We start from the raw sequence: 19,653 nt of genomic DNA on the forward strand, positions 1-19,653 counted from the left end.
ATTACTCAAAATAAAGTGCAAAACCGGGGTAGGGGAGAACCTTGTGTTCGCCCTAGTCGTGGGAAAACGCACAGAGCTTGAATTTGCGCAAAGGGTGGGCGAACACAAGGTTCGCCCCTACTATGATCCAACAGTATTTTGAGTAACTACAACTGGAGTATCTTAATCCCCCTTGATCCCCCTTTAAAAAAGGGGGAAATGTGTGAGTGTTTTAGAAAAGGGAAACGTGTGAGTGTTTTAGAGAAGGGGAAAATACAAGAGGGGGAAATATATGAGAGAAATAGTAGAAGGGGGAGTATAAAAGAGGAGAAAGAGAAAAGGGAATCCATAACTCCTCTATCCCTTTAGAAGGGGAAATTTTCCCCCTTTTCTAAAGGGGGATCAAGGGGGATTATTCCTTTACTTTTGGCTTTGGTTCACTTGCTTGCAATGACCGCTAACCGGTAACCTTTTCAAGGGGATGCTGATCAATGAGAAGATATGCAATTTTCATACTGTTTATCATATTTACTTCTTACCTGCCTTTTTCCCATGCAGAAGAAGCGAGGTCTTTGAAATATACCTTTATCGTGGGAAACTACCTTACTCCTACCGTTATTAAGGCAATAAAAAATACCTGGAAGGAATATCCGTCCCTTAAGAACTGCATAGACTTTGAGCTGGTGAGTACTACCGATCTCGATTCCGGTTTCAATCCTCATGAGATTGAAGATGCTGATATCGTTGTTATCGACATCATGGGGATACGGATTTCAACCGCAACACAAGCAGGTTTTGATCAGGAGGCAATTAAAAAGGCTATTTCCCGCGGGGCACATATATTACCCATAAACCACTCTGCAGGTTTAGATAAGGAGTATATCGAGCTGGGACTTACGTATGATGAAGAATTCCGCTCGTATTTTGATTCCGGCGGGATAGAGAATTTCCAAAACATGCTGCTATTCTCTCTGAAGAAATATGCCGGAGTTTCCGGGATAAAGACAGAGCCGCCAGAGAAGTTATTAAAAAATGGTTACTACCATCGCCACAACTCACAAGGGATGTTTTTTGAGACATTTGAGGAATATGAGAGCTGGTATAAGGAAAAAGGCTATTGTAAGAAAGATGCAAAATGGGTTGCAGTCCTGACCTATTCATCGTTCTGTGAGCAGGGTCAGAATCAAGTGGAGGATGATATAATCCGTACCCTTGAGGAAAAAGGACTGAATGCCTTTGTAGCGTTTGGGTATCCTGAAGGGGCCGCAGTCGAGAGACTATTGGTAGATTCCAAAGGGGTTCCAAGGGTTTCCGGCATACTCTCATTTTTATTTCGCTTTTCAGATTTCAAAGCCGTGAATTCGCTGGAAAAATGTGGAGTACCAATAATCAATTTGATTACGGTGTATGGGAAGGACGGGAAGACATGGGAGAACGACCCTGAAGGTCTGAGTTCTTTGGAAGTAAGCTGGCAGTTAGCGATCCCTGAGATTGCAGGGCTTATTCAGCCTACTGTCGTATCGTATCGTATCCGTGAAAAGGATGATGAAACAGGTTTCTTTGTTGAGGAGCGAAAGCCGATACCGGAACGTATCGGCCGGGCTGTTAATCGCATACGTGCCTGGATCAATTTACAGGAAAAAGATAACGGAGATAAAAAGGTAGCGATATTCTACTGGAATTATCCGCCAGGAAAACAGCATATCGGTGCCAGCTATTTAAATGTTTTTGCCAGTATTGATACTGTCTTAAAGAGGATGAAGGATGATGGATATGATATTGGTAATGAAGCAATTGATGAAGAAATACTCCTTGAAAATTCCCTGAGATACGGGAGAAACATTGGGAATTGGGTGCCCGGTGAACTTGATGAAATGGTAAAGCACGGAAAATGCGTATTGCTGCCACTGGAAGATTACGAGAAGTGGATCAGAAATTTGCCGGTAAATTTCATCAAAGAGGTTACTGCGGATTGGGGGCCGGTTGAAGAATCAAATGTTATGATATGGACCGATCCGAAACAGAAGAAAAAGTATATGGTTATTCCTGCGGTAAGGCAGGGAAATGTTGTTATCCTGCCACAGCCCGTGAGGGGTTGGATGGAGGATATCGAAGCCATGTTTCACAGCAAAGACCTGTTTCCGCATCATCAATATGTGGGGGTTTATGCATGGCTGAAGTACGGTTTTGGTGCTGATGCCGTTATTCATTTTGGTACCCATGGTACGCATGAATGGCTGCCAGGAAAAAGTGGCGGTCTTTCTGGGGATGATGCGCCGGAAGCGTTGATTCAGGATTTACCGGTAATCTACCCTTATATTGTAGATGATGTTGGTGAGGGACTTGTTGCGAAACGAAGAGGCTCGGCAGTTATCGTAGACCACATGATTCCACCCTTAAAAAAGGGTGGACTGTATCATGAATATGCCGGGCTTGAAGAGATGATAAGCAGTCATGATCAGGCCCTTGAGCAGGGTGCCGAGCATGCAGGGCAGTATCAGGAAAATATTATAAAAAAAGTAAAAGCCCTGGGACTTGATAAGGATATAAATATCAGTGAATACCTGGTGCAGGGAGATACCAAGAATCCCCCCTTTCCTAAAGGGGGGTTAGGGGGGATTACTCATGATGAAACAAGAAATAATTATGAAGTGGAGAGAAATTCCCACAAACTTGACCATGAGGTTATTCATGAAATTGAAGAATTTCTTAAAGAGATGAAACAGTTAAATATGCCATATGGATTGCATACCTTTGGCAATGCACCTGATGAATCCCTTCGTTCGTCTACCATTCAGGCGATACAAGAAGTTATGAAAGATATTTCTGCTGTTGAGTTAGATAAAAATATTCAGGAAGGTGCGAAGCGGGAGTTATCCAGCATGATGAAATCTATGAATGGGCAGTTTATCACGACCGGGACAGGAAATGATCCTGTAAGGAATCCAAGCTCTTTACCAACGGGGAAAAATTTTTATGCCTTTAATCCTGAAAAGATTCCCAAAAAAGAGGCATGGCAGGTCGGTATGAAATTAGCCCGGGAACTGCTTGATACGTATCAGGCGAAACATAACGGTAACTATCCCGAAAAACTATCATTTGTTATATGGGGCACTGAGACGATACGTCATGAAGGTATACTGGAATCCCAGATACTCTATTTACTGGGAGTTGAGCCCATCTGGAATGAGTGGGGGAAGGTAACAGGAATCAAGGTCATACCAAAAGAAGAGTTAGGCCGTCCGAGAATCGATATCGTCGTCTCTTCAGCAGCAGAAGAGATGTTTGGGCAGTTGACTCACTACATCGATCAGGCTGTTCAAATGGTAAAGAAGCTTGATGAGGAAGATAACCTTGTCCGGCAACATATCATAGAATTGACCGGGAAATTGGTTCAGCAAGGCTGGCCCAGAAAGAAGGCTGAACAATATGCTGCCATAAGAATCTTTGATGAAGCACCCGGGCGTTACGATTTGAATGTCTCACGGATTGTGAGTGCAAGCGGGACCTGGGAAGATGATTCCGTGGTCGCAGAGGAATATCTGAAACGAATGAGCCACGGTTATGGAAACGGTTTGTGGGGCGAGCCAATGGAAGAGGTCTATAAGATGGTATTGAGTGGAACCAGGATGGTAGTCCACAGCCGTTCTACCAATGTTTACGGGACACTTGATAATGATGATTTTTATATGTATGCCGGAGGGCTTGCTGCAGCAATTCGGGAACTGGATGGAAAATCTCCCGGTCTGGTTGTTACAAATATCATGAACCCGGCAAAGCCGGAGATGACACCGATCGATAGGATGATGGGCATGGAACTGCGGTCCCGCTACCTGAATCCCGAATGGATTGAAGGGATGAAGAAAGAGGGATTTGAAGGGGCCAATAAGATGTCTGAATTTGTTGAGAATATGTGGGGCTGGCAGGTCACTGTACCCGAGACAATAGACGATGCCCGTTGGGAGCAGACATTTGAAGTCTACGTTGAAGATAAATACGGGATGGATTTAAAAGAATTTTTTGGCAAGAAAAACCCCTATGCTTATCAGGCCCTTACAGCTCGTATGCTGGAGGCTGTACGAAAGGATTATTGGCATCCTACGGAAAAGGTGAAACAAACTTTGGCGACGGAATATATGGAAACGGTACTAGAGCATGGTGTATCCTGCTGTGAGCATACCTGCAATAACCCAGCTTTTCAACAATATGCCATGGACGTTTTGAGTACATCAGGTCTTGTAAATCCTGAAATCCTGGTTCAATATGCTGAGATTTTAAAAACCGCTACAGGGAAAACACTCAACGAGCGGAAGACAGAGATGGATAAGCTTGTTCAGTCTCAGGTACCACAATTGAGTAAAGCCGGGCGGCCAGTTACTTCTCTATCCCCTCCACCCTCGGTTAATCCCCCTGATCCCTCCTCTCCTAATTCCCCTTTACTCCCCTTTCCTAATCCCCCCTTACCCTCCTTTGGTAATCCCCCATTACCCCCCTTTAGTAAAGGGGGGAAGGGGGGATTAGGGGCGTTAGGAAGAGAAGATAAAAGGGAATTAGAAGATTTAGGAGAACGAAAAGAGACGGAGGTATCTTTAGACGAAAAGACAGAAGTCGTGAATGGATTCGAAATGGAAGAGATAAAAGCCAATGAAGATAAAGGAGAGGCGCGTCGCAGCATATCCTCTTCTGTAGATACATCGAACAGGTCGTGGTTTGCTATGATAATAGTATTAGGATGCATCGGTTTCTTTTTTTATGGATGGGTAAGGAAGAGATTTTTATAGGGGGTTCACCTGTTTAATGTATAGGAATTTCACCGTAAGGCAAGGCTAAAACCTCGCTCTACTTCGATCTGCCAAAGGCAGCTTAATGTAATTGTATAAAGATCTTCATTATTTTATGCAGGTGCTTCTTCGCATCTTTTACGGCTTAACGGTAAAATATTTTTATTAAGGATAATGAACTATGGGTTTTCTCAACCTGGTACAAAACATTCTCTCTATTCTTTCATCAGCGATGCTCTATCCCGTTATGATTTTATTGGTTGTCTTTTTTATTTGGGTAATTATAACTACAGGAAGTTTTGTTTCTGAATATTCAGAACGAAAGAAGCAGGCTCGCAGGCAAGATGTAAAAGAGTTTATAGAATCTTTTATGCTGCCATCGCAACTGGCTGTATTTTCTAATTCCCCCCATCCCCCCTTTAGGAAAGGGGGGAGAATGGAAGGAACTAGGAAAGGGGAGGGAATGGAGGGAGTTAGGGAAGGAGGGGGAGTAGGAGGAATTGGGAAAGAGGAGGGAGTGGAAGGAGTTAGGAGGGAGGGAACAGGGAGAGAAATCAGGAAAGAGGAGACAGGGGGAGGAGCTAGTAAGGGAGGGGTAGGCGGGATTAGGAAGGGAGAGGCAGGGGAAGTTTGTGAAGGGGAATCAGGGAGGATAATGTCAGAGATACCATTTTATTTTAGGGAATATTTTAAGGAACTTGCCGGTGAATTAAAAAAGAGTAAAAGTGGCAAAGAGACCCGTGTTGAATACCTCTTGCAAAGTAAGGAACAAAAAATGACCAGAAGCCTGGATAAGCTTCGGCTCATGATCCGTGCAGGACCTACTCTTGGGCTGATGGGAACGATAATTCCTATGGGACCTGCTTTATCAGCATTATCGCAGGGCGATCTTGAGAAACTTTCAGGTAATATTACCATTGCCTTTACCACAACTGTCGTGGGGTTAGCAATTGGAATTACCGCTTATTTTCTTTCTACGGTAAAAAATAGGTGGATCCATGAAGATATAAAGAATCTTGAGTATTTTACGGAATGTATTATGAAAGATGAGGAGTAGTTAGTCACAGAGAATACAGAGGGTACGGAGAAAAAAATCAGAAGATAAGAAGTTGGAAAAATGAGAGACTAAGAAATTTTCAACTCTCCAGTCTTCCATCTCCCTGATCTTTTCATTCCTTCGTATCTTCTGTATCTCGGCGGTGAACTAAATTGCAAAAATGAGATACCTGAAAAAAAGGCGCAGGGCCATCAGAAAGGAAGTTGACCTCCATCAGGAAGATCCCCTGTCAGGCGTGGCGAATCTTTTTGATGTTGGAGTTGTGTTTATTGTAGGTCTTATCGGGGCGTTAATCAGCGCATACAGCCTGCTTGATCTTCTTTCTCCAAAAACAGAGATTACGACGGTGAGGAAAAATGATAATGGTCAGATAGAGATTGTTACGAAAAAGGGAAAGCAGGTAAAGGTTGAAAAAGTTACCGACAAGAGTGTACAGGGCGAAGGCACCCGTCTGGGGATAGCATATAGATTAAAAGATGGAAAGGTAATCTATGTGCCGGAAGGCAGTGAATAAGAGCTGATCTGAAATAGTGGGTATTTATAAAAGAGATTTTTACCTTTTCTTCCTTTCAGATGGACACAAACCTGGAGAGACGCAAGATTTTGCGTCTCTCCATTAAATGTAGGGCAAGGCTTTAGCCTTGCTCCCCCGCTTGAATAAGTGATCAGGGATGGCGACCCTAAAAGATTACCCCGCGTAACTGAATTCCTGTACATCAGGTTGAGTAAAGATAAGCTCTTCAGAGGGAAAAGTTTGCTGTTCCTCTCTGGATATATGCTATCATCTCCCGGTGATTTTCTGCAATCCAGTCCGCCTCTTTCAGATACTCCCTGCCAAGGTAGGTGGTAATAGCAATACATCGCAGGCCTGCGCTCTTTGCTGACCGTATGCCAAGAGGGGCATTTTCGACAACAAGGCAATGATCCTTCGGTATGTGAAGTTTCCGGACGGCTATAAGATAAGGTTCCGGCGACGGTTTACTTATTTTGGTTTCTTCCCCATCAATAACCACCTCAAAAGTATCCGGGAAGAAGGTGTCTATTGTTTTCTTTACCGTCTGACGGTGAGAACCTGAAACGACGGCCAGCTTATACTTTGATTTTACTGTCTCAAGGAACTCCTGTATACCATCGAAGGGTTTTACCTGTGCTATCCGCTCAAATATCTCTAACTTTTTACGGGTAATTTCTTGTATTTCTTCATCGGTAGGGATGCGGCCGAACTGTCTGAATATGGCATCAATTACCTGCCGGGAATTTGCGCCTTCAAGCTCGTAAATCAATTTTTTCTCAATATTGATACCAACAGTCTTTAGTACCATATCCCAGGCTTCTGCGTGATAAGGCATAGAGTCAACAAGTACTCCATCCATGTCAAATAGTATCGCTTGCATAAGAGTTTAACACCATTTTATGTTTCTGGATATTCTGCTCCCTTACTTAACTGCATCTCTCAGGTTGAACACGGACAAACTTGTTTGTCCGTGCCACCCCATATACTGCTTAAGGTAACGCTTATGCCCTTACAACCCTTCTATCCGGGTAGCATGGATAGAAAGATAGAGACGACCCGGCAGACCGTTCCTCCTGTAAGCCTTCTATAATAACACATAGATACCTTAAGGAGAAATGCTTCGTTGTTATTCTTTTACTATTCACGTTTCATGAGGCCTTCGGCGACTTTTATCTCTTCGTAAGACGCAGGGCAAGGCTTCAGCCTTGCCTCCCCGCCTGAATATGTGCACTGGCAACCCTAAAGGGTTACCCTACAGAATTGAAATTCCTCTACATTCCATGAGGTTGTAAACCAGGATATACCATAATTCTGATGAATGTATCTATAGTTTTTTTCTAAAAATCTTTCAAATTTACAGAGTTTTCTCATTTTACATTAATAAATTATGAATTTATCTTGAAATATACTACGAAAGTTTTATATTTACAAAGAATTTTAAACCTTTACTTCCGCTACTTCCGCAATATCGATTACAAATATAGTATTCCAAGGATGAAATCGAACATAATCCTCAACAGAGGAAAGACTACCTCGCTGGTCATTGCGAGAGTATTGTCTGAAGCAATCCCAAAGGCAGAGATTGCTTCGTCGCTCACCCCTCGCAATGACATTTTTAAGGATTTCATACGTTTCATACATCAGCATACAATCAAGGACTCGACTTTTGCCACATCCTGTTCAGTTTCATCTCTTGGATGCTATAGGTATGGCGGAATTATTGTATCCAGGAGTATTATAGGTATTTTCTCTGCTATTTTTAAAATCTTATCTTTGATAATGGTGACTCAGGAGAGGTGAAATGAACAAGAAACGCATCAGGGTTTTACTCATAGATGATAATTCAGATGAGGTCCGATTGATACAGGAGATACTAAAAGAAGACGATACTGTCAAATTTGAGCTGGAACACGCCAGTCAGTTTTTATTAGGACTGGAGTATCTGAAAGAAAAACGATTTGATGTGTTACTTCTGGACCTCAACGTACCAGATAATGGAGGCCTTCACATGCTTAGTCAGGTCCGTACACAGTCGCCAAAATTACCCATTGTAGTATTGACAGGGTTTATTGATGAAGTAACAGGTACTAAGGCGGTGCAGGCGGGGGCGCAGGACTATCTTGTTAAGGAGGAAGTGAATTACAAATTGCTGGCGCGTTCCATACGGTATGCGATTGAACACAAGAGGGTTGAAGAAGAACTAAGAACGGTTAACGAATCTCTAGAATGCCGTGTAGCAGAACGGACATCGGCGCTGGCAAAGGCAAACACAGAGCTTCGTATGAAAGTCGCTGAGCATAAAGAGATGGAAGAAGAGATTAAGCTGCTGCAAACAATGACCTTTGCAATTGTTGAGGCAGAAGATTTCTCTTCTACGCTTGGCATTGTACTGCGTAAAGTATGCGAGGCTACCGGTTGGGTTTATGGTGAGGCATGGCTTATCTCTCCTGACGGTAAATACCTCGAATATTGTGTAGCATGGCATAGAGATCCTAAAAAAATGGAAGAAATTAAACAAGACAGTAAAATGCTTGCCTTTTCGCCGGAATGTGGTCTTCCGGGCCGTGTATGGTCTTTAAAGAAGCCAGAATGGATGATCGAGTCTATGGTAAGGAGAAACTTCCCCCATGCAGAGTTTTGCAAGAAATTTGGCTTTAAAGCAGCAATGGGTATTCCCGTCGTAACGAATGATGAAGTTATTGCCGTACTGACATTCTTTATGCAAGAACAACGGGATGAAGATGAACGGTTGACCAGGCTTATTTCTTCGGTTGCTACCCAATTAAGCGTTGTTATCCATCGGAAAATGATTGAGGATGCCCTGCGTATCAGTGAAGGCAAGTATCGGCTCCTCCTTGAGAATCTGCCACAAAGGATATTTTATAAGGACAAGAGTTTAGTGTATGTATCCTGCAATAGAAATTTAGCAGCAGATTTTCACATCAGGCCGGATGAGATTACGGGAAAGACCGATTATGATTTTTTCCCCAAAGAACTTGCCGAGAAATACAGAGCCGTGGATAAGCAGATTATGGAATCAGGGCAAACAGATGAAAGAGAAGAGGAGTATAGTAAAGATGGACAGGAATTAATTATCCGTATAGTAAGAACTCCTGTAAAGGACGAAAAAGGCGCTGTTATTGGTATTTTAGGCATATTTTGGGATATTACCGAGAAGGTGATCTTACAAAGAGAGGCTGAGCGGTCCAGACATCTGGCATCATTAGGTGAACTGGCTGCGGGTGTAGGCCATGAGATTAATAATCCCATAACCGGCGTTATTAACTGTGCCCAGATATTATTGAATAAAAGTAGCGAGGGAAGTAAGGAAAAAGACCTTGCCAGACGAATTATCAAGGAAGGAGATCGTATAGCTAATATCGTACATAGTCTTCTGTCTTTTACCCGGCCCGATAGTGAAAAAAAGAATATTATTAACATGCATGGAATATTGTCTGATACGCTTACCCTGATAGAATCGCAATTACGAAAAGAGGGTATTACGATGAAGTTAGATATTTCCCAAAAATTACCTGAAATCCTTGCGCATCCACAGCAAATTCAGCAGGTATTTTTAAGTATCATAAACAATGCCCGATATGCCCTGAATCAGAAATATCCCGAAACGCACGATAATAAAATCTTTGAGATTTCAGGGGAAGAAACAACGATGAATAATAATGCCTATGTAAAGATCATTTTTTGTGACCACGGCACCGGTATCCCTGCCGAAATGAGAGATAAAGTAATCAATCCTTTTTTTACAACAAAATATAGTAATAAGGGGATTGGGTTAGGATTAAGTATTAGTCATACTATTATCAGGAATCATGGTGGTAAGCTTATGATTGATAGCAGAGAGGGAGAATATACCAAAATCATCATAATGCTGCCCCGGTATTCAAGCTAAGCTATAGATTCTTACATAGAAACACACCTGATCATTGTTTTGTTACTCTGTATTTACATGAATCATCCATGAGGCTACCATGGGCAGGAGAGACGTAAAATATTACGTCTCTCCTCATGAAAGAACAGAGTCGATGTAGGGCAAGGCTTTAGCCTTGCTTTCCTCCGTCTGAATATGCATGGAGGTAGCACCCTGAAGGGTTGCCCTACTTTATAGTATTCAAAGGATGAAACCGTACATTATCATGATAGGGTGGCACGGACAAAACCCTGTCTCTGTATATCTTGAACAGGGATGGTTTGTCCGTGTTGTGTTTAACGTGTCATTGCGAGGGTAGTGTCCGAAGCAATCTCTTGCATAGTTGAGAAAAGATTGCTTCGGGAAAAAAACCCCCTCGCAATGACAAATACTCTGGAGCCTCTTATGGTAAATTATCTTGAATGAAAGGCTTGTGAAGCTTAACAATTCTTTCTTTGTATGATTGTTTCAATTCCTTATAGGTTCTAGTAGCTTGTTCCCAAACCATGTCCTCATGTAAACGGGGAAGAGTTTGGGAACAGGTCGGAACCACACGCCCTCCGGTATCGTGATTAATCTTTACCATGGAAACACTCGTAGAGATACACGATTTTGCGTTTGCTGGTTGTAGAGACGAAAAATCTTGCGTCTCTCTTTTCATTTTCCTGCCTAATCCCGTAGAGATGTTATGATTATAGAAAAAGCAGAAAAAAGCCCTTCAACCCCGAAGAGGTGACATAGGATATCTGCGTTAAGATGTCATCCCTTCGGGATTGAATGCGGTATGTTCAGTTTCATACAGAGGGTACTATAAGATATTCGTGAAAACCTCTTGAATATCAGTTGCATGTTAGTTGAATCGTTTATTGTTCCCATCTTTTCTTACGCATGAATCAGTTTTTTTGCACATAAATGTGTATTGTTGTTCATTTTTGTACGTTTTTATTTCTTTTGTTTCATTTCTTTCCTAAAATTCTATTTAGGATATTATCTTTATCAATAAATTCTATTTTTAAGAAGCTTTTCTTATGCCTATGTACTCTTTAGTTCAGGAAACAGGGTTTTTCTCTCAAACCATGCTCTCATGAATATGAGAAGAGTTTGAGGATAAGCCAGCAGGTTTTAACTTGGCGTATCTGCCTTCCTCTATTTTTATATTCTTTACCCTGAAAATATATCTTTCTGCACAGACTCTTTAGGTTTGCCATTCCCGTGGACAATTCAGACGGGGGAGGCAAGGCTGAAGCCTTGCCCTACATTTATGTATAGAAATTTCAATATTTATTGTAGGGGCGAAGCATTTGCCGTTATTGGCCTAAAATACTATGTATACGCTGAACGGCAAATGCTTCGCCCCTACCCCTGGCTTATTTTTAGTATTTATGTAAATTATACTTATACTTCCTAAAAATAAAACCTTTTAATTACTAATAAAGGTATTAAGATTGCTTATTCATATATAAAGAAGTTATTTATTACCAAATTAACATTTACCATACTAAACTCTTATATTTATTCATTAATTTGTGCCAGACATATCTTCAAGTATGAGGAATATTTTCCTTACTTTAACATTGGGATAGCTTGACCTTAAGGATCTACAAAATGAGACTATTCCTGTCGATTAAGAAAAAGTTGCTCATATTTGTATTGTGTATTTCTCTTATTCCTATTGTCGTAATTGCAACTACCTGCTACTTCTCTATCAGAAATACACTGAAATATCAAACTCTGGAGAAGCTAAAAGGGCTTGCAGAATCAAAAAGACTTCATTTTCTGTCTCTTATGGAGATAAAAAAGACGCGTGCCATAGATTTCAGCGCTGACAAGTTTATCAAAAGCGCTTTTGAGACTGTTGTTCGTGAAGGGATTTCCAAACAGCCTGAAGCAGCTTCCTTACAGAGATACCTCATAGAGGATAAACTTCCGCTCTGCCGTCAACTTATCGCAATAACCCTTCTCGATGAACATGGTAAGGTTACAACATCCACGAGTGAGAAGTTGATTGGCAAAGATATTTCTCATAAGGGCGTATTTCCACAAGATATAGGCCACAATACTGTAGACGTTGACCAGCCGCATTACTTTTCTTACTTTGATAAAGATTGCGTATGTATCTCTGCGCCAATTATCTCTGAATATAGCGCTGAGCCGCTTGGCTCCATTATTTGTACCTACAGCCTTACCATATTGAGCGAGATTGCGATCAACCGTGCCGGAATGGGAGAGACCATTGAGCTATACCTGGTCAATAGAGACAAGATGATGCTTACGAAGTCAAGATTTATCGACAATGCGCCTCTCAGGCAGATGGTAGATACAGAGCCAGTCCGCCAGATTATCAGGGGTAAGAAAGAGTATATTGGTATATACAGAGACTATAGAGGAATACCCGCTGTTGGCGCTGCATTAGATATACCAGAATATGGCTGGATACTTTTGGCAGAGATGGATAAGGCAGAGGCCTTTGCGTCATTAAAAAAGTTTGGTTTTATTACCTTGTTTATGGGGATGATAGGTATTGCCGCTGCCGCCGGCGCGGGGACTGTCTTTGCTGTCTCGACATCAAGGCCAGTCAAGGATTTAACGGATGCAGCAGAAAAATTCGCATGGGGGGAATTGAATTTCCGGGTAAAAGCGAATCGCAAAGATGAGTTTGGCGTTTTGGCCACATGCTTTAATGCTATGGCAGAGAAACTTGCCGGGAAGATTGCCGAGCACAAGCGGATGGCGGATGAACTGAGGACGCTGAATGAATCCCTTGAACAACAGGTGAATGATCGGACAATGTCGCTTGCGAAGGGCAATGAAGAACTTCGGAGAGAAATCGAAAATCGTAAGCAGACAGAGGGACGGTTGAAAAAATATGAGATATTATTTTCTGAGATACGGGATCTTGCGTACATTTGTGATACCAGAGGAAATATTCTCTTTGTAAATAAGATATTCGGAATATTAACGGGTCACAAACCTGAGGAATTTTTTGGAAAGCCATTTGCGCCTCTTTTTGACGAAGAAAACCTGAAAAAAGCAATAGATGTCTGTACAAGAACCGTAAAGGGAGAAAGCCTTCTGTTTGAACTTTCTTTCAGAGATACGGGAAGGGTTTGTGAATATAAAAATTTTCCCCTGCGGGATGAAAAGGGGAATATCATAGGAACTATTGGCACAGCCAGAGACGTTACCGAACAGAGACGGGCGGAATCGGCGCTCCGCAAAAGCGAGGCCAGTCTTTCCAATGCCCAAAGAATTGCTCATGTGGGAAACTGGGAATGGGATAAAGAAAAAAATATACTCTATTGGTCTGATGAGGTCTATCGGATCTTTGGTTTATCTCCGCAAACATCTGATATAAGTTATGAGATATTTATGAATGCTATTCATCCCGGTGATAGAGAATATGTGAGAAAGTCTATTCACGAGGCCTTATATGAGGGAAAACCCTTTATCATTGACCATCGGATATCTTTGCCCGATGGCACGGTGCGTTTTGCCCACTGTCAGGGGGAAGTTATCTATGATACTACGGGAAAGCCAATTCAGATGAACGGGACAATTCAGGATGTTACGGAGCTTAAAAAGATAGAGGAGGAATTGAAGGCGCTTAATAAGTCTCTCGAGGAACGAGTGACAAAAAGGACAGCAGATCTTATCATGGTAAATGAAAAACTCCGGAAAGAAATGGCTGAGCATAAGCTGGCGGATGAGTCGTTGCATGAATCGGAAGAACGATACAGAAACCTTGTTGAGAATGCCCTGGATGTAATCTACACGCTTACTGTAGACGGAACTATTGTCTCGCTCAATACTGCTTTTGAGACTATTACGGGTTGGTTGCGTACGGAATGGCTGCATAAGCAGTTTATCCCCCTGGTTCATCCTGATGACAGGTCCATCGCATTAAAGTTGCTGCAACGTGTTCATCAGAAGGAAATACCTCCGGCTTTTGAATTGCGTATTCTGAGCAAGTCCGGTAATTATCTGGTTGGAGAATTTAAAGTGACTCCACAAATCCGGAAAGGATCAGTAATCGGGATTTTGGGTATTGCCCGCGATATTACCGAACGCAGACGTGCTGAAGATGTGTTGCGCGCAAGCGAAAGTAAATATCGGCTTCTTATTGAAAATCTTCCTCAAAGAATATTTTCTAAAGATAAAGCTCTCAGGTTTGTATCTTGTAATGAGAATTTAGCAAGAGATTTTCACATCAGACCGGATGAGATCACAGGAAAGACCGATTATGATTTTTTTCCCAAAGAACTTGCCGAGAAGTACAGAGCTGAAGATAAGCAGATTATGGAATCAGGGCAAACAGATGATAGAGAAGAAGAATATATGAAAGATGGAAAGACATTGATTGTCCGTATGGTGAGAACCCCGATAAAAGATGAAAAGGGTAATGTTCTTGGCATCTTAGGCGTATTTCTGGATATCACGGAAAAGATAACCTTGCAAAGAGAGGCTGAACGGTCCAGACATCTGGCATCATTAGGTGAACTGGCAGCGGGTGTAGCCCACGAGATCAATAACCCCATAACCGGTGTTATTAACTGTGCCCAGATATTATTGAATAAAAGCAGCGAAGGAAGTAAGGAAAGGGATATTGCCGGCCGGATTATCAAAGAGGCTAACCGTATAGCGAACATAACCAGCAGTCTTCTTTCCTTTGCAAGACAGGGTGATGCGAAGGAGAAAAAAAGCATTGTCAGTGTTCATGAAATAATAACAAATACGCTTGTTCTGACAGAGGCACAATTACGAAAAGAGGGTATTACGATAACGTTAGATGTTTCTCAAAAATTGCCCCAAATTATTGCACATCCCCAGCAAATACAACAAGTCTTTCTGAATGCTATCAGTAATGCGCGATATGCCTTAAACCAGAAATATCCAGAGGTGCATGAGAATAAAATCCTGGAGATTATCGGGGAAGAAACAACGATAGATAACCGTCCGGCGGTAAAGATTACCTTCTATGATCATGGCACGGGTATACCTGCCAGGATACGAGATAGAGTAGTAGAACCGTTTTATACCACAAAACCCCGGGGTAAGGGAACAGGACTGGGGTTAAGCATCAGTTATAGTATTATCAGAGACCATGAGGGCAGGTTTATTATTGATAGTGTTGAAGGGAAGTTTACCAAGGTTAGCGTAGTTTTACCAGCGTTTAAACCAGTTTCTTAAACCTGAAGGTGTGGGTTATAATCATGTAATTACTCAAAATAAGGTGCAAACCTGACTTGGGAGTTGTCCAAAAAGATTATCTTTTCACAATTATTGTGAGCAAGCCAAAGCTCGGAGCAAAGCAAAGAAGAAGTAATCCCCCTTGATCCCCCTTTAGAAAAGGGGGAAATTCTTTCCTGGGCGGGTTCAGGTTTATAACCTGAACCCTCAATTTGGAATATTTCCCTAATCTTTATGACGCCCTTTGCCTGGCCCGCTTCAGGCTCTCCCGCAGGATAGACATCAAATCGGTGGCAGGCGTTGGTACCGGTTTCTCTTTTTCCGGAGCAGGGGCCTTGCCATGTACTCGCTCTGGAATGACCTCTTTGAGTTCCTCGCTGTAGGTATCGTGGTACTTTTCCGGTTTAAATGGTTCTGTAAGCTGATCAATAAATGCAAGAGCTAATTCTATTTCTTTATTTTTTCCAGCTTTAGAAGGTAGTTTCAGATCTCCGATATCGTGTAGCTCATCTTTAAATCTGAGCTGGTTAAGAACTATCACATCTCCTTCAGGTTTGATAATGCCGAGATGTTCCCGGCTTTTCAGAACAAACCTGGCTATCCCTACTTTTTTAGAACGTTGTAAGGCTTCACGAAGCAACGCATAAGCTTTATCGGCTCCACGGCCTGGTTCCAGGTAATACGGTTTCTCGAAATACTTACTGTCAATTTCCTCCTCTTTTGCAAATTCTATAATATCAATAGTCCCTGTTTTCCGGAGGTTTGCTTTCTTAAAATCCTCATCTGTTAAGATAATATAATCACCTTTTTGATATTCATAGCCTCTTACAATATCCTCATAGGGGACCTCTCGTCCATCTTCCCGGCAAATACGGGCATGTCTGATGGGTGACAGATCTTTTTTATGAAGGTAATGAAACTTAAGCCTTCTTTCTCCTGTGGCGCTGTAAAGCCGAATGGGAATATTGACAAGTCCAAAACGCATGATTCCCGTCCAAATTGCACGCATGCTTCTCTTCTCCAAAAGACTTACGATCGCTGTTTTTTCTTCATTCTTAGCATAATTACTTTTACTTTATCCTCTTCAATTCCTACTTTCTTCCTGGCTTCCTCATAACCCTTTTTCATTGCAGAAATAGTATACATATCTGCATCTAAATCACGAAACTGAAAAGAGCCATTTTCATCGGAGAGTATAAACCTGGACATAGCTTTTGTCCCTTTAAGGACTATGCTTGCATATCCAACGGGGCTATTTTCACTATCTGCCACATACCCATATATCTTGCCTTTCATCAGGGCAATTTTTGTAATGAAGGCATCATGATCCCCCGTTTTATTCCCATAGACTGCAGAGATTACCGGAAAATTATCTGATTCTGTTCTTCCGGCGACATATGCATTTCCTTCGGTATCTACAGCAACTCCATAACCGGCATCCTCATTGTCTCCTCCAAGGTACAGAGAGTATAAAAGTTTATTTCCTGCGGCATTGAGCTTTACGATGAAGGCATCGTTATTTCCTGCACCCCTTTCATAGAGAGCAGAGGTTACCGGAAAATCATCGGAACGGGTTACTCCGGTGATATATGCATTCCCGGAGATATCGGCAGCAATCCCATGACCGCTCTCATACATACTTCCTCCCAGATAGGTAGAGTATATAACGCTGCCTGCGGTGTTGAGCTTGGTGATAAAGACATCATTATTTCCTGCAATATTCTTATAGAGAGGCAAAGTCGTTGGAAAATTGTTTGACCATGTTAGTCCGGTGATATAGGCATTTCCGGAGACGTCTACAGCGACTTCATAACCTATATCATCACCACTTCCCCCCAGATAGGTAGAATATACCAGTTTATTGCCTGAGGGATTTATCTTTGTGATAAAGGCATCGTGATATCCGCCTGCGTAGCTTTTGTGGATAGCGGAGACTATGGGAAAGTTCGTTGAATTGGTATACCCGGTGACGTATGCATTTCCGAAGGTATCCACGGCAATCCCGTTGCCGGTATCGTAATTGTTTCCACCCAGATACAGGGAGTACATAAGTTCACTGCCTGAGGGATTTATCTTTGTGATAAAGGCGTCCTGATACCCTGCTGTTTTACTTCCCATGATCGTGGAAACGGTTGGAAAGTTATTTGAATATGTCCATCCGGTGATATATGCATTTCCAAAGGTATCCACGGCAATTCCACGTCCCCAGTCAGAGCTGCTTCCTCCCAGATAGGTAGAGTATACAAGATTATCGCCCGAGGCATTTATCTTTGTGATAAAGGCATCAGATTCCCCTTCTTTATTTTTATACAGAGCCATGACGGTTGGAAAGTTTGTTGAATTAGTAAATCCGGTAACAGAGACATTTCCCGATGAGTCCACAGCGATTCCATTACCTATATCATCGCTATTTCCTCCCAGATAGGTTGAGTATACAATACGAGTGCCTGAGGCATTGAGCTTTGTGACAAAGACATCGGAAAACCGTGCATCCCCTATTTTGTTTTTATAAAGAGCAGAGATTGCCGGAAAGGTATCGGAGCGCGTCTCTCCGGTAATATACGCATTCCCAAGGGAATCTACAGCGATTTTGTACCCTTCGTCGGAATTATTTCCTCCAAGATAGGTAGAATATACGAGGGCAGGGTCTATAGTGAGTGGATATCTCTTATCATAGGATGCGACCCTGAAACCATAGACGAAGTGTCCCGTATTTTGTGTCTCGTGTTTCGTATCCCGTATGGTATGTCTCGTGTTTTGAACTCCAAACGCTAAGCCTGAAATCGCAAACCCTCCTTTCACCTCTACTCTCTTCCCGTTGATTTCCTGATATATATATGGCTTTTTTTGCGCCATCTTGCCGTTTTTAAGGTATATCTCCAGGTCTCCTTCTTTGTTAATCCTTAAATTCTCTATACCTCTGTAAGCAAATTTTATCCGTGATGGATTTGCGCCAGGTTTGATGATGATATCGTACTCCAACTGGCGGTTATTCCCGTAAAATCTCATATCAATATCCTGGTACATGTCTTTGTAGACTATTGCCTGATAGGTGGGAATATTTGTTTTCCAGTCTTCCGGGTTTGTGCCGATAAGATAATTGACCTTTGTCTCTTGTAAACCTTCCGGGATAATCTCGAGGTGTTTATTGGCGCCAAGGGGTATGAGTTTGATAGTTTCTATCTTTAAGCAGGGATTGTTTGTTTGGGCTTCTTCCTGGGAGTTTTGTGGAATATTGCCTTGTGTAATCCCCCTTGGTCCCCTTTTAGAAAAGGGGGAAAAATGTGTGAATGTTTTAGAAAAGGGAGATTGAGGGGATTTGTTAGAAAAGAGGGTGTGAGTGGGTTTATTAAAAAAGGGGGATTTGGTGAATGCAAAGGGGGATTTGGTGGATACAGAGGGATTTTTATCATGGGCTTCTCCACTACCTGTTGTCTTCAGAAGATGGCTCCTGCCTTCTGTCTCCTGTTTCTCTTCCCTTAACCGATGATTACTTGCAAATGATACATAAATTCCCCTTTTCGTAAAAAAGATACTATACCCTTTCTGCTTTTCATAAAATTTTATACTTCCATTCACTTGTCCCTTGTTCTGAATAAAACAGAAGGGTAGTTTACCATAGTTTTCCTGCGCCTTTACCTTCGCCGCATCGTCCACAGAAGCATATCTGTTACTTTGATTGGCTGATGTTAAAGATAAGCCAAAGGCAGATGAATTAATAATCGATACCCCGGAAAATAAGTATAAAGCTGCTATGGATAAAAAGAGCCGAAAAATACATCCATGTAATATATTTCTCATAATCTTTCAAACTCCTTATTTATAGTACTCAAGATATGAAACCGAACGTATTTGTGATAGGGTGGCACGGACAAACTCGTTTGTCCGTGATGGCACAATCAAACCATGACTCATTTTGTTCCGTCCGAGTTCATCTATTTGATACTATATAAGATCTCATGAAGATAGGTATGAGACAAGCAAAATATATACCGTTATAAAAGGCAGCCGGAAGGAATCGTTTTGCTGTTCTTGAAGTGGGTATACCTTCTTAGGTAAATACTGCTTTGGATAAACCCGGGTATCGTGTACTTTTATCCGGCAGGACAAGGTGTATGGAATTACTTACTTTGTGTATGTTTTTGTGGTCGCATAAAATATTGTATAAAGGTTTATATCGGTATTATTTAAGAATAACATTGAATGA

At 41.9% G+C, this 19,653-nt stretch carries 9 protein-coding genes; 5 read left to right on the plus strand and 4 right to left on the minus strand.

Annotated elements, in window-relative coordinates; all coding sequences use genetic code 11:
• Positions 1 to 470 precede the first annotated feature (470 nt).
• The 3 genes from FBQ94_RS03935 to FBQ94_RS03945 all read left to right on the plus strand — a co-directional run bounded on the left by FBQ94_RS03935 (position 471) and on the right by FBQ94_RS03945 (position 6,331).
• Positions 471 to 4,760: a cobaltochelatase subunit CobN gene (locus tag FBQ94_RS03935; RefSeq protein WP_007222417.1), complete on the plus strand. Its 4,290-nt coding sequence runs from the start codon at positions 471 to 473 to the stop codon at positions 4,758 to 4,760.
• A gap of 181 nt (positions 4,761 to 4,941) precedes the next feature.
• Positions 4,942 to 5,817, plus strand: coding sequence for a MotA/TolQ/ExbB proton channel family protein (locus tag FBQ94_RS03940; protein ID WP_007222416.1), 876 nt, complete (start codon positions 4,942 to 4,944; stop codon positions 5,815 to 5,817).
• 160 nt (positions 5,818 to 5,977) lie between these two features.
• Positions 5,978 to 6,331: a DUF2149 domain-containing protein gene (locus tag FBQ94_RS03945; RefSeq protein ID WP_007222415.1), complete on the plus strand. Its 354-nt coding sequence runs from the start codon at positions 5,978 to 5,980 to the stop codon at positions 6,329 to 6,331.
• A 226-nt stretch (positions 6,332 to 6,557) separates the two neighbouring features.
• On the opposite strand, the gene FBQ94_RS03950 is transcribed toward FBQ94_RS03945, so the two are convergent.
• On the minus strand, positions 6,558 to 7,211 hold the full coding sequence (locus FBQ94_RS03950; protein ID WP_007222414.1) for an HAD family hydrolase: 654 nt from the start codon (positions 7,209 to 7,211) through the stop codon (positions 6,558 to 6,560).
• 921 nt (positions 7,212 to 8,132) lie between these two features.
• Here FBQ94_RS03950 and FBQ94_RS03955 point away from each other — a divergent pair.
• Positions 8,133 to 10,241 carry a hybrid sensor histidine kinase/response regulator gene (locus tag FBQ94_RS03955; RefSeq protein WP_007222413.1) on the plus strand — a complete coding sequence of 703 codons (2,109 nt, stop codon included), beginning with the start codon at positions 8,133 to 8,135 and terminating at the stop codon, positions 10,239 to 10,241.
• Between the two features lie 421 nt (positions 10,242 to 10,662).
• On the opposite strand, the gene FBQ94_RS03960 is transcribed toward FBQ94_RS03955, so the two are convergent.
• The gene (locus tag FBQ94_RS03960; RefSeq protein ID WP_040544357.1) at positions 10,663 to 10,920 is read right to left on the minus strand and encodes a hypothetical protein; all 258 of its coding nucleotides are present in this window, start codon (positions 10,918 to 10,920) and stop codon (positions 10,663 to 10,665) included.
• Positions 10,921 to 11,864: 944 nt separating this feature from the next.
• Between FBQ94_RS03960 and FBQ94_RS03965 the strand changes: the two genes are divergently transcribed.
• Positions 11,865 to 15,446: a PAS domain S-box protein gene (locus tag FBQ94_RS03965; RefSeq protein WP_007222411.1), complete on the plus strand. Its 3,582-nt coding sequence runs from the start codon at positions 11,865 to 11,867 to the stop codon at positions 15,444 to 15,446.
• A gap of 232 nt (positions 15,447 to 15,678) precedes the next feature.
• Here FBQ94_RS03965 and ku read toward each other — a convergent pair whose 3' ends face one another.
• Together ku and FBQ94_RS03975 are read right to left on the minus strand one after the other, a co-directional pair.
• Positions 15,679 to 16,455 (minus strand): non-homologous end joining protein Ku, encoded by a 777-nt coding sequence (ku, locus tag FBQ94_RS03970; protein WP_007222410.1) that lies wholly within the window; start codon positions 16,453 to 16,455, stop codon positions 15,679 to 15,681.
• A 20-nt stretch (positions 16,456 to 16,475) separates the two neighbouring features.
• Positions 16,476 to 19,247, minus strand: a complete 2,772-nt coding sequence (locus FBQ94_RS03975; protein ID WP_007222409.1) for an SBBP repeat-containing protein — start codon at positions 19,245 to 19,247, stop codon at positions 16,476 to 16,478.
• Between the last annotated feature and the right edge of the window lie 406 nt (positions 19,248 to 19,653).

It is taken from the genome of Candidatus Jettenia sp. AMX1, from assembly GCF_030263775.1.
GTDB classification, from domain to species: Bacteria; Planctomycetota; Brocadiia; order Brocadiales; family Brocadiaceae; genus Jettenia; species Jettenia caeni.

Bases quoted from the DNA above. Each gene is read 5' to 3' on its own strand.
- FBQ94_RS03955 (WP_007222413.1), top strand. From the start codon at position 8,133: ATGAACAAGAAACGCATCAGGGTTTTACTCATAGATGATAATTCAGAT.
- FBQ94_RS03950 (WP_007222414.1), bottom strand. From the start codon at position 7,211: ATGCAAGCGATACTATTTGACATGGATGGAGTACTTGTTGACTCTATG.
- FBQ94_RS03960 (WP_040544357.1), bottom strand. From the start codon at position 10,920: ATGAAAAGAGAGACGCAAGATTTTTCGTCTCTACAACCAGCAAACGCA.
- FBQ94_RS03965 (WP_007222411.1), top strand. From the start codon at position 11,865: ATGAGACTATTCCTGTCGATTAAGAAAAAGTTGCTCATATTTGTATTG.
- ku (WP_007222410.1), bottom strand. From the start codon at position 16,455: ATGCGTGCAATTTGGACGGGAATCATGCGTTTTGGACTTGTCAATATT.
- FBQ94_RS03935 (WP_007222417.1), top strand. From the start codon at position 471: ATGAGAAGATATGCAATTTTCATACTGTTTATCATATTTACTTCTTAC.
- FBQ94_RS03940 (WP_007222416.1), top strand. From the start codon at position 4,942: ATGGGTTTTCTCAACCTGGTACAAAACATTCTCTCTATTCTTTCATCA.
- FBQ94_RS03945 (WP_007222415.1), top strand. From the start codon at position 5,978: ATGAGATACCTGAAAAAAAGGCGCAGGGCCATCAGAAAGGAAGTTGAC.
- FBQ94_RS03975 (WP_007222409.1), bottom strand. From the start codon at position 19,247: ATGAGAAATATATTACATGGATGTATTTTTCGGCTCTTTTTATCCATA.